Consider the following 10880-nt stretch of genomic DNA (forward strand, 5'->3'; position numbering starts at 1 on the left):
CTCAAGGACGAGGCGGGGCCGTCATGTGCCGTTCGAGGTTCTGGTCCGGCTGGCCGACGCCGAGAGCGGCGAGATACGTACGACCGGGCTCGCCGGTGCCCTGCACACCGCCAAGAGCGGGCTGACCTACCAGATCACGCAGCTGGAGAAGACCGGCCTGGTCCGCCGGCGTACCCGCCCCAGCGACACGCGGGGCGCCTACGCCGCCCTCATCGACGTGCTGAGTCCACAGCAGCTCGCCGGATCGGCTTGGCCAGCCCGGTGTGGACCGGCACGAGCATCCGCAACCGGTCAGGGGTTGATGACTCCATAGAGCATGAGCGAGATGAAGTCAACCCACGAACCGGTGTAGTAGGACGGGTATTCGGCCTTGACCCGGGTGGCGAATTCCTCCGGCGTCTTCGACGCCTGGTGCGTGGCGCTCGCGCTGCGCAGGTAGGCGATGTTGTCGTCCAGGACGTCGAAGTCCGTGGTCTGTCCGTGTCCCACCAGGATGGTGGTGTAGCCCTGCTCGGGCAGCTCCTGGAAGTCCATCAGGTGGCCGATCCACGATTCGAAGTTGCCGTCCACGGTGAACATGTGGGTGTTCGGCGAGGCCACCGTGTCGAAGGCCATCAGCACGTGCTGGTCGGGCATCTTGACGACTGTCCCCCATTCGGCCTCACCCTCCAGCACCTTCTCGAAGATGAAGGTCACGCCACCGATCTCGGTGGCTTCTTCGGAGAGTTCATGCGTCGGAAGGGTGGGTGTCGCGGCGGCGGCCCCGTGGAAGAACTCGTTACGCGAGTCCAGGATGGCCTGCCCGTTGGCCGCGATGTACGAAGTCACCTCCGGGAAGGCGTAGATCGGCGCGTCCGGGAAGCGTTCGTGGAGTACTCCCAGACCGGACCAGTGGTCGGGGTGGATGTGTGACAGCACGATGCGCTCGACCGGACTGCCCAGACTCTGGGCGTAGTCGGCGATCTCGCCGGCGTACTTGGTGAACAGGTTGGCGTCGAAGATCACCAGGCCCGCCGAGGTCTCCACGATCTGCGTGTTGGCCAGCAGGCTGTCCTCGGGGCTGGTGTAGGTGTGGATGGTGGTGCCACCGTAGTTCTGCGTGGTGATCTTTCCGGCCGTGGACGGAGTGGACTGCGTCATGGGGGTCCTCCGTGGAGTTGTGTGCGTGATCCGAACGTCCGCACCCGTCTGCTGCGGGCGCAGGCCCGAAGTAGCAGAGCCCGTCAGGCGATCCGAGATTCACAATATGCCTGCGCTCGCAATATCTGCGGACGCAAGGAAAATTTACGATCGGCCCGGTCCGCGGTGAAGAGGTCTTTGGTCACCCGCCGGCAGCCGAACGGCCCTGTGTGGCCCGTTCCTCAGACCGCGGGATGCTGAGTTCGTTGACGGCAAGTGCCGGCTCGCCGCGCACAACGGCCTCGTGGATGTTCCCGTCGCGGATGCCCTCCAGATTGAGGCCCATCGCACTGTCGAGTTTCATTCCCATAACGCGATAGTGACCGAAAGCACCTTCCCTCCGGCGATCACGCGGCCGGGGCGGGCACCGGCTTTGCGCCATGTGAGCATGGTGGGCATGGATGACCGTTTTGATGGGCTGCTCGACGATGAGGCTGTGATCCTGCTCGGGCAGATGCTGCGAGCGACACATGTCGTCCTGTCTCGGGCGGTGAGGGACCTTGCCGAGGCAGGGGTAAACCGCGAGCAGTTCGAGGTGCTGCTGCGCTTGGCGCGGCATCCCGGAGGGGCGGCCCGTATGACGGTGCTGGCCGAGGAGATGGCATTCAGCTCGGGGGGGTTCACCCGATTCGTCGATCGGATGGAGCGTGACGGCCTGCTGGTCCGCGGCCCCGATCCGGACGACCGCCGGGCGGTGAGGGTGTCCGTCACCAAGAAGGGCGAGGCGCTACTGCGGGAGGCGCTTGCCGTGCATGCGCCGCGGTTGCACGGATACCTGCTGGATCCGCTCACCGAGGAGGAGCGCCGGGTGATGACGTCTGCGCTCGTCCGCCTCGACCGGTGGAACAGCGCCGGGCGGGACTGAGGCCCGGCGGAGTAAGGGACGGTCGGCTACAGGATCAGGGTCCGAGGACCCTCGGGGAGGCCTGCCGGGCGGTCTAGATTCATCTGCAACCGCAGATACTGCGAGAGCAGTCAGCGGTTGTCCGCCGAAGCGCGCGGCCAGGCGCCGCCTCCCGAGGAGAACTCATCGATGACCACCGCCACGTCCGACCGCACCGAGCTGCTCACCCTCGACATGGCCGCCCAGGACCTGCTGTTCCGCGAGGCCCGTACGGCCAACACCTTCACGGACGCGCCAGTCACCGCGGCACAGCTGGAAGCTGTCTACGACCTGGTGCAATACGCGCCCACCGCCATGAACCAGCAGCCGCTGCGCATGCTCGTCCTGGAGACGCGGGAAAGCCGCGCCCGCCTCGCCCCGCACCTCGCCGAGGGAAACCGGAAGAAGACCGCCGGAGCCCCGATGGTCGCGATTCTTGCCGCTGACACAGCGTTCCACGAGCACCTGCCGGCGCTCTTCCCCCACTTCCCCGGAGCCAAGGACATGTTCGCCGACGATGAGATGCGCGCCGACTCCGCCCGGTTCAACGCGCTCATCCAGGTCGGTTACGTCATCCTCGGCATCCGCGCCGCAGGACTCGCCGCGGGACCCATGACCGGCTTCGATGCGGCCGGCGTGGACAAGGAATTCTTCGCCGACGGACGCCACCACTCCCTGGTCGTCGTCAACATCGGCCACCCCGGCCCGGACGCCTGGTTCCCGCGCCTGCCGCGCCTGACCGCCGACCAGGTCATCACCACCCTCTGACCACACTCAGCGCATGCGCCGACCGGATGCGACCTGTCTCGTCAGGTCGCATCCGGCTTCGCCTGGGAGGGTCCCAGTAGTGGACCTGGCCGTGGACGAACTGCGCGGCGCCGGCCGCGAGGTCGACGCCGAGGTGCTGGCGCACATCTCCGCGGCCCGCAGCCAGGTGGTCACCTACTACGGCGCCATCGCCGTCGACTACGAACACGAACTCGCCCAGCTCAACGAGCGCGGACACCGGCCGCCGCGGACCGTGACCGTGGACGAGCCCGGAGCCGGGCTGTCGGGGCGGTCGACCCGGCGGGCTCCACGGGGAAGGGCGGCATCGGGGTTGGTCTAGGAGGTCGAATGACCTTCCGATATGTGACGCAAATGGGATGATCCGTCTGCAGCCGAGCGGAATTTACCAGTTTTGAGGCATACGTGGCGCCTATCCTGGCTGCTTGGTCAGCCTGTGATGCAGACCTCGGTTGCATCATCCGGCGCATCCTTACCAGAAAGGTGTGGCCGTGGCACGGCATCCAGCAGGTGACGCCAGACCCGTCCGGCCTTCCGGCCGGCAGCGGTGGACCTCGTTCATCGCCGCGGACAGCACTGGTGGCAGTGCCGTGCGAGGTCTCCACGAGCAGACGAATCCGCGGCATCGGCTGCGCGTCGAGCACGACGCCCACACGCTGCTGATCCACCTCAGCGACGAGGACGGCGGCGGGTTGTGGACCACCATCGCCGTCGATCGGGCGACACGCCAATGGGCCGTGGCTCAGGACACCCGACAGTCCGACACCGCTCGGGGTGCGTACGACGCCCTCTACGAGCAGTAGATCCTCAAGGCACCCCACATCCGGCTGAATCCCACGATTCTCACCGCCATCCCCAGGTCCGTCCCGGTTCAGGTCGCTCGCGAAGTCGGTCCCGTTGAAGCTCGCGAAGTTCGCCGGGATGGGAACGGCGCGCCCGCGGGCGGTGCGCGACTTGGTGTTGATGTCGAAGGCCCCGCCGCTGCCGTTGATGTAGAGGTCCCCTACCGAAAACGACCCGGCCTGTTGGATCGGCGGGCCGTTTTCGTCGTGCGGTTGGTCGCAGGTGTGCTGAGGGCCCGGCCGTCATGTCACGTGGGCGCCGCGAAACACGGGTCCGGCCGGTCGGTTCAGCTGCGTCGCGACGGGTGAGCGTGCTGGTCGGCCGGTGGTTCCGTCATGGCACCCGAGCGAATCAGGCGGTCGAGGTCCGGGTCGGACTCCGCCACACGCAGGAGCAGCGCCAGCAACTGCTCTCGCTCGCGGCTGCTGAGGCCGGCGAACACGGCATCGTCGACCTGGACGACCAGTTCGGACGCGCGGGCCAGGGTCTCCCGGCCGGCCTGCGTGACGTGAACCGCGTAGCGACGCCTGTCCTGCGGGTCTCGTTCCCGGCTAGCCAGCCGGTCGCGTTCAAGGTCATCGACGATGGCGACGACGGCGCTGGCGTCGACTCCGAGCTTCTCGGCGAGGGCCTGTTGTGAGATCGCGCCGTGGGCGCACAGCACGGTCAGTGCGCCCATGTGCTTGGTACGCAACTCCATCGCGTCCAGAGCGACGGCCAAGCGCCGCTCCATCGCGGATCCCAGCTTGGAGAGCAAGAGGGCCGTGCTGACGATGCGCCGGTCGGGCTGCTTGTTGTTCACGTGTCAACGTTAGCAGCCCCCACGGTTATGTCATACTATCGTTGTGAGCGGCAATGATTTATCTGTATATTCATTGACGCCTGATCGTCATCCAACGTCACGAACGGAACACCACTCATGCGCGCGCTACGCGTCACCCTGATCATCACCGGAGTCTTCCAGCTGCTGCTGGGGGCATCGTTCCTGGTGGCACCCGGTATGACCGCCGACCTGATGGGCCTGGGCCCGGCGGCGCCGTCGTGGGCGAACTGACTGTTCGCGATGATGGCCGCCCGATTCCTCGGCTACGCCTACGGCATGTTCCACGCAGCGCGGGCACCACGCGAACGGGTCGGCTGGATCAACACGATGATCGTCATCCAGGCCATCGACTGGATAGCGACCCTCGGCTACCTGGCGGCAGGCAGCCTGACCTTGAGCCAGGTGACCACTGCGGCCTTCGCCCCGGTGCTCTTCATCGGCGCGCTGCTGTGGTTCCACCCGCGCCGGCTGCCCGCCGAGCACTGATACCCCCGACGCTGAAGGAAAGACATGTCCGAGAACGAAAAGACCCCCGTCGACTTCTGGTTCGACCCGCTGTGCCCCTGGGCTTGGATGACGTCCCGCTGGATGTCCGAGGTCGAGAAGGTGCGCGACATCGAGGTCCGCTGGAACGTGATGAGCCTCGCCGTTCTCAACGAGGACAAGCTCGACGAGCTCCCCGAGCAGTACCGAGAGCTGCTCGGCCCCACAGGCTGGCGCCCGGTGCGCGTGGTGACCGCGGCCAGGGAGCTGCACGGCGCCGAGGCCGTCGGTGACCTTTACACCGCGCTCGGAACCCGTATCCACAACCGGGGCGAGGGCGCGACCATCGAGGCGATCGCGGGCGCGCTCGACGACGTCGGCTTGCCCGCGGACCTGATCTATTACGCGGACAAGGACACCTACGACGCCGAGGTGCGCGCCTCCCACAAGGCAGGCATAGACAAGGTCGGCCAGGACGTCGGCACCCCGGTCATCGCGGTCCCCGGGGCGGACGGCGAGCAGATCGCCTTCTTCGGCCCGATCGTCACCCCGGCCCCCCGGGGCGAGGCCGCGGCCAGGCTCTGGGACGGCACGCTGCTGGTCGCAGCCACCCCCGGCTTCTACGAGCTCAAACGCTCCCGCACCGCCGCACCCAGCTTCGACTGAACAGGCGGCCGCAACGGTGCCCGCCTACCGTCTGGATTGCGGGACCCAAACCGAGACACATCCCCCCACCCCCCCACATGCAGAACCGACAAGAGGAACACCCCATGTATGTCATCGCAGGAGCCACCGGCAACGTCGGATCAGCCGCCGCTCACGCCCTGATCAAGGCTGGCAAGCCGGTCACCGTCATCGTCCGCACCCAGGAGAAGGCCCAGCAGTGGCGCGATCAAGGCGCCGAGGCCGCGGTGCTGGACCTGACCGACACCGCGGCCCTGACCAACGTGCTCACCGGCGCGGCCGGGGCGTTCTTGATGGTCCCGCCGAACTTCTCCGTGCCCGACTTCCTCCAAGCGAGCCGGGAGCTCATCGCCTCCCTCGCCACCGCGGTCAAGGACAGCGCAGTGGCGCACACCGTGCTCCTCTCCTCCATGGGCGCGCAGCACGACTCCGGGACCGGCCCGATCGTCACCGTCCACTGGGCCGAGGAGGCGCTGAAGCCGGTCGCACGGAACCTCACGCTGGTGCGGGCCGCGTACTTCCTGGAGAACTGGGCCCCGGTTCTGCCCGTCGCGCTCGAGCACGGCGTGCTGCCCGCGTTCCTGGCGCCCGACACGGCGATGGACACGATCGCCACCGCCGACATCGGCGCCTTCGTCGCCGACTCCCTCCTCCACCCGGCCCAGGGCCTGCGGGTCAGGTCGGTTGGCGGACCTGAGCGGTACTCACCCCAGGACGTTGCTTCGGCACTGTCCGACCTCCTGGGCAAGCCGGTACCCCTTGCCCCCGCCCCGGCCGAAGACGCGGCCGCCGCATTCATCGGGATGGGATTCCCCCAGCAGGCCGCGGAACTCTACGGGGAGATGTACTCCGGCATCGCCTCCGGTCACGTGGCGTTCGAAGACGGCGCAGCCATCGAGCACGGCACCACCACACCGCGCGAAGTCCTCGCCCCGCTGCTGCCGCCCCGCTGAGTCCGCACCCCGCCGCCGGGGCCGCAGCCCCGGTCCTGACGGCGAGCCACGCGAAAGGCCCCCGTGGCTCGCCGTTCATCCACACCGCGGCGTTTCCCCCCGCAGGCGGCCAGGCCCACCCCGGCGCGGGTCAGGGACACGGAGCCACCGAACATTGGACGGTTGTCATGAAGCGCACCTACCGGCTGCTGTACCGGCTCGGTACCCTCCCCTGGCAGCACACCGACATTCCCACCGCTGTGCAGGATCTTGTAGTGGGCCCCGAGGCCTTGCCGGCGGGCCGGACTGTGGACCTCGGCTGCGGTACCGGCGAACAGGCCCGCTATCTGGCCGCACACGGCTGGCAGGTCACCGCCATCGACTACATTCCCGCCGCCATCACCGCCGCACGCCGCCTGGATCCCGACGGCACCGTCGACTGGCTCGTCGCCGACGTCACACGGGCCGAGGAGATCACTTCCGGACGGCGGACGGCCGCCACGGTCGGGCTCATCCTCGACAACGGCTGCCTGCACGGAATCGCCGCCGCCGACCGGCCCGGCTGGGCACACACCGTCGACACACTCGCCGCTCCCGGCGCCACCCTTCTCGTACGCGCCGCACCCGCCCGGCGCGCGAGCATCGCCGTGCCCGCCGGAATCAACCGCGACGACCTGACCGCACTCCTCGCAGACAACTGGCGCCCGGCAGACCCGCCCGATACCTCACCGCGCTCCATGTGGCACCGATACACCCGTCTCTGACGTACCCCATCAAGACCCACGGCCGCGAACCACCCGTGCACATCCCGGGTTGTCCTTCCGTCCGCAGACGCCGTTGGCACTGGTCCAGGCTGCTGTCCGCCGACCGGGCGGAATCCGTCCGGGTGACCTCCTGGCAGGACACCCCACGGGCGGGCCGTGCTTGTCATGACGAAAACCTGCCGAACGCCCCGGGTCGGCGCCCGGCTTCCGCTGAACACCCACACACAGGAGACACCTTGATCCGCTCAGCCCGTCTCGCCCACGCGGCCGCCCTCAGTGCCGCCGCCGTCGGCCTGGCCCTATTCGCGTCCGCCGTCCCGGCCGCAGCCGTCGCACCGCCTTTGTCGGACCCCCGCGTCCTGGTGCACCTCGACATCACCAAGGGACAGATGCCGGAGAACATCACCCTTGAGCCCGACGGCTCCGCCGACGTCACCCTCACCGGCGGCCGGCAGATCGCCCGGATCGGCCTCGACGGCCACACCCAGATCCTGGCCACGCTCCCCGAGCGCCCCGCCGGCGCCACCACGCCCGCGGTCGGGACCCCGCTGCTCGGCGGCATCGTCAGGGACCACGACGGAACCCTGTACGTCAGCTACGCCACCGGCACCGCCGACCTGACCGGCATCTGGCGGCTCGTCCCCGGAGGCACACCCGAACGGATCGCGGCCCTGCCGGCCGACGGCCTGCCCAACGGCCTGGCCCTCGACCCCCACACCGGCACCCTCTACTCCGCCGACTCCGCGCTCGGCACCATCTGGCGCGTCCCGGTACACGGCGGAACACCCGCCGAGTGGGCGAAGGGCACCGACCTGAACCCGGCCGGATTCATCGGCGCCAACGGCATCAAGGTCCACCACGGCGCCGTCTGGGTCAGCAACTACGACCGCGGAACCGTCGTACGCATTCCCCTCCGAGGGCACGGCTCCGCCGGCCCCATCCAGACCAAAGCAGCCGGGCTCGGCACCGGCCTTGACGACTTCACCTTCACCGGGCACCGCGACGACTTCCTCATCGCCCGCAACCCCGCCAACGAAGTCTCCTTCGTGACCTCCGGCGGCAAGCACAAGGTCGTACTCACCGAGGCCGACGGCCTGTCGAACCCCACTTCCGTAGCCGTGCGCAAGGGAACCGCCTACGTGCCCAGCGCCGCCTACACAACCCAGAAGGACCCCAACCTCCTGCTCGCCAAGATCAACAAGTAGACGAAGGCGGCCCGCACACCCGTCCATTATACACATCTCCGACCGCCTACCGGCCCGCGTCCTGGTCGTACTGGACGAGGCGTACCGGGAGTTCGTCGACGATCCCGACGTGCCGGACGGGATCGCGCTGGCCCGCCACCGCCCGAACGTGGCGGTGCTGCGCACCTTCCCGGAGGCGTACGCGCCCGCCGGCGTGCGCACGCGGGTAGGCACCCCCGTGCGGGTGCTGGTGGGACATCCGGGGTGGACCCGGCGGCAGCCCTCGGCCCGGGTCGAGGGAGTGGTCCACGGGCCGGACGGCCGTATCATGGACGGTCCGCCGTCGTTCCTGGCGGAGGGAGCTCGCTCGCTGGCGGTGCCGCGCGGCGGTCTGGCATCGCTCACGATCACGGAAGGACCGCGATGAAGGTCGGGATCACCGAGGTCGCAGCTCGAGCCCAGGTCAGCGAGGCGACCGTCAGCCGGGTGATCAACCGACGCCAGGGCGTGTCGAAGAAGACCCGCGACGCGGTCGAACAGGCCATGGCGGAGGTCGGCTACGAACGGCAGACGCAGGGCCAACTGGTGGCCGTGATCACCGAGTTCGTGTCGAACCCGTTCTTCGCGGACGTGGCCGAGCGCATCGAGTCGGCGCTCGCCCCGCACGGACTGAAGACGGTCCTGTGTCCCGCCTTCCCGGGTGGGGTGCAGGAGCGGGACTTCATCTCCGCGCTCGTCGACAAGGGGGTCGCCGCGGTCGTCTTCCTGTCCGCGTCCAACACCGTCGAGGGCGCCGACACCGAGACGTACGAACTGCTGCGCCAGCGCAGGGTCCCCTACGTGGGGATCAACGGGGAGTTCGCCGACGGCGTGCCCACCCCGGTCTTCTCCACGGACGACGCGCTCGCGGCGGAACTGGCCGTCGACCACCTCCACCGGCTGGGCCACCGCCGGATCGGGATGGCCTCGGGTCCGGCGGGCAACCAGCCCGCCGACCGCCGGGTACGGGGCTTCCTGGAGGCCATGGCCAAGCGCGGCATCGAGGAGCCGGAGCGCTGGGTGGTCCGCCAGTCCTACACGGTGGAGGGCGGCCAGGCCGCCGTCGGCCCGCTGCTGGCGCTCGGCGCCACCGCGATCGTCGCGGCCAGCGACTACATGGCCCTCGGCGCGATCCGCGGCGTCCGCCGCCAGGGCCGCACGGTGCCCGGTGACGTCTCCGTCGTGGGCTACGACGGTTCGGCCATCACCGAGTTCACCGATCCGCCCCTGACCACGGTGCGCCAGCCCGCCGACCGGCTCGCGCTGGAGGTGGGCCGCAGCGTGCTGGCCCTGGTCAGCAACAGGGACGTGCCGACGGGGGAGCTGCTGTTCGACCCCGAGCTGGTCATCCGGGCCACCACCGGACCCGCCCCGGCGCAACCGGCTCCTGCGCAACCTGCCCCTGCGCAACCGGCTCCGGAGGCCTAGGCCTCCGCGCCCGCCACCATCAGTTCGCCCACGCTCTCCGCGAGGACGGCGCGGGCCGCGGCCGGCATGCCCGCGTCCGTGACGAACCAGTCGGCGCGGTCCAGCGCCGCGAACCCGCTGAGCCCGACCACTCCCCACTTGCTGTGGTCGGCCACGACGGCGATCCGCCGTGCCGAGGCGACCAGGGCCCGGTTGGTCTGGGCCTCCGTGAGGTTGGGCGTGGTCAGCCCGGCCTCTTCGGTCACCCCGTGCGCGCCCAGGACCAGCAGGTCCACGTGGAGGGAGCCGATCACCAGGTCGGCGAGCGGGCCGACCAGCGCGGCCGAGGGGGTGGGGGAGCCGCCGGTGAGCAGCAGGGTGGGGGCCGCGCCCCCGCCGCCCTGGCCGGCGGCCCGCACCAGCTCGGCGACGGGCAGGGAGTTGGTGACGATGGTGAGCCGCGGAACGCCGAGCAGCCGGGCGGCGACGGCGTACGCGGTGGTGCCGCCCGAGACCGCGACCACGCTGCCCGGTTCCACCAGGGTCGCGGCCGTCGCCGCGATGGCGGCCTTTGCGGCCCCCTCCAGATCGGACTTGGCGTCGAATCCGGGCTCGTGTCCGCTGGCCTGGACGGTGGCGACGGCGCCGCCGTGCACCTTCTCCACGGCGCCGCCGCGGGCGAGCGCGTCCAGGTCCCGGCGGACCGTCATGTCGGAGACGCCGAGCAGTCCGACCAGGTCGGCCACCCGCACCGAGCCGTCGCGGCGCACCGCGTCGAGGATGAACGCGCGTCGCTGGTGGGCCAGCTGCGCAGCCTGCTCGGCCACGAGATCACTCCCGGGTATGGGGAAAACCGGTCGGAAAGCAACAACA

At 69.5% G+C, this 10880-nt stretch carries 16 protein-coding genes and 1 pseudogene; 13 read left to right on the forward strand and 4 right to left on the reverse strand.

Annotation, left to right across the window (positions count from 1 at the left end):
- Positions 1-25 precede the first annotated feature (25 nt).
- Positions 26-313, forward strand: a complete 288-nt coding sequence (locus tag DRB89_RS04285; RefSeq protein WP_239516012.1) for a MarR family transcriptional regulator — start codon at positions 26-28, stop codon at positions 311-313.
- Here DRB89_RS04285 and DRB89_RS04290 read toward each other — a convergent pair.
- The gene (locus DRB89_RS04290) at positions 292-1140 is read right to left on the reverse strand and encodes an MBL fold metallo-hydrolase (RefSeq protein ID WP_112446668.1); all 849 of its coding nucleotides are present in this window, start codon (positions 1138-1140) and stop codon (positions 292-294) included. The two genes, DRB89_RS04285 and DRB89_RS04290, sit on opposite strands and share 22 nt — an antisense overlap.
- A gap of 181 nt (positions 1141-1321) precedes the next feature.
- Positions 1322-1483, reverse strand: a complete 162-nt coding sequence (locus tag DRB89_RS42700) for a hypothetical protein (RefSeq protein ID WP_162688467.1) — start codon at positions 1481-1483, stop codon at positions 1322-1324.
- Positions 1484-1498: 15 nt separating this feature from the next.
- On the opposite strand from DRB89_RS42700, the gene DRB89_RS04295 reads away from it, so the two are divergent.
- The 4 genes from DRB89_RS04295 to DRB89_RS04310 all read left to right on the forward strand — a co-directional run bounded on the left by DRB89_RS04295 (position 1499) and on the right by DRB89_RS04310 (position 3651).
- Positions 1499-2044 carry a MarR family transcriptional regulator gene (locus DRB89_RS04295; protein WP_204357624.1) on the forward strand — a complete coding sequence of 182 codons (546 nt, stop codon included), beginning with the start codon at positions 1499-1501 and terminating at the stop codon, positions 2042-2044.
- Between the two features lie 168 nt (positions 2045-2212).
- Positions 2213-2830: a malonic semialdehyde reductase gene (locus DRB89_RS04300; RefSeq protein WP_112446669.1), complete on the forward strand. Its 618-nt coding sequence runs from the start codon at positions 2213-2215 to the stop codon at positions 2828-2830.
- Positions 2831-2909: 79 nt separating this feature from the next.
- Complete coding sequence (locus tag DRB89_RS04305; protein ID WP_112446670.1) at positions 2910-3170, forward strand: hypothetical protein; 261 nt, start codon at positions 2910-2912, stop codon at positions 3168-3170.
- 268 nt (positions 3171-3438) lie between these two features.
- Positions 3439-3651 carry a hypothetical protein gene (locus DRB89_RS04310; RefSeq protein ID WP_112446671.1) on the forward strand — a complete coding sequence of 71 codons (213 nt, stop codon included), beginning with the start codon at positions 3439-3441 and terminating at the stop codon, positions 3649-3651.
- Positions 3652-3977: 326 nt separating this feature from the next.
- On the opposite strand, the gene DRB89_RS04315 is transcribed toward DRB89_RS04310, so the two are convergent.
- Positions 3978-4493 (reverse strand): MarR family transcriptional regulator, encoded by a 516-nt coding sequence (locus tag DRB89_RS04315; RefSeq protein ID WP_112446672.1) that lies wholly within the window; start codon positions 4491-4493, stop codon positions 3978-3980.
- 117 nt (positions 4494-4610) lie between these two features.
- Here DRB89_RS04315 and DRB89_RS45870 point away from each other — a divergent pair, with 117 nt between their 5' ends.
- From DRB89_RS45870 to DRB89_RS04350, 8 genes and pseudogenes are all read left to right on the forward strand, one after another.
- Positions 4611-4745, forward strand: coding sequence for a hypothetical protein (locus tag DRB89_RS45870; protein ID WP_275431879.1), 135 nt, complete (start codon positions 4611-4613; stop codon positions 4743-4745).
- A 9-nt stretch (positions 4746-4754) separates the two neighbouring features.
- On the forward strand, positions 4755-5000 hold the full coding sequence (locus DRB89_RS04320; RefSeq protein ID WP_112446673.1) for a hypothetical protein: 246 nt from the start codon (positions 4755-4757) through the stop codon (positions 4998-5000).
- Positions 5001-5024: 24 nt separating this feature from the next.
- Complete coding sequence (locus tag DRB89_RS04325; protein ID WP_112446674.1) at positions 5025-5663, forward strand: DsbA family protein; 639 nt, start codon at positions 5025-5027, stop codon at positions 5661-5663.
- 104 nt (positions 5664-5767) lie between these two features.
- Entirely contained in the window at positions 5768-6634 is an 867-nt protein-coding gene (locus DRB89_RS04330) for an NmrA family NAD(P)-binding protein (protein ID WP_162688468.1), read from the forward strand.
- A gap of 167 nt (positions 6635-6801) precedes the next feature.
- Positions 6802-7377 (forward strand): methyltransferase, encoded by a 576-nt coding sequence (locus DRB89_RS04335; RefSeq protein ID WP_112446676.1) that lies wholly within the window; start codon positions 6802-6804, stop codon positions 7375-7377.
- Positions 7378-7613: 236 nt separating this feature from the next.
- The gene (locus DRB89_RS04340) at positions 7614-8582 is read left to right on the forward strand and encodes a hypothetical protein (protein ID WP_204357625.1); all 969 of its coding nucleotides are present in this window, start codon (positions 7614-7616) and stop codon (positions 8580-8582) included.
- A 40-nt stretch (positions 8583-8622) separates the two neighbouring features.
- A pseudogene (locus tag DRB89_RS04345) lies at positions 8623-8781 on the forward strand (aminotransferase class I/II-fold pyridoxal phosphate-dependent enzyme); the annotation flags it as partial.
- Between the two features lie 203 nt (positions 8782-8984).
- Positions 8985-10028 (forward strand): LacI family DNA-binding transcriptional regulator, encoded by a 1044-nt coding sequence (locus tag DRB89_RS04350; RefSeq protein WP_112453978.1) that lies wholly within the window; start codon positions 8985-8987, stop codon positions 10026-10028.
- Here the strand turns inward: DRB89_RS04350 and DRB89_RS04355 are convergent.
- Positions 10025-10834, reverse strand: coding sequence for a DeoR/GlpR family DNA-binding transcription regulator (locus tag DRB89_RS04355; protein ID WP_112451692.1), 810 nt, complete (start codon positions 10832-10834; stop codon positions 10025-10027). The two genes, DRB89_RS04350 and DRB89_RS04355, sit on opposite strands and share 4 nt — an antisense overlap.
- Between the last annotated feature and the right edge of the window lie 46 nt (positions 10835-10880).

It is taken from the genome of Streptomyces sp. ICC4 (assembly GCF_003287915.1).
GTDB lineage: Bacteria > Actinomycetota > Actinomycetes > Streptomycetales > Streptomycetaceae > Streptomyces > Streptomyces tritrimontium.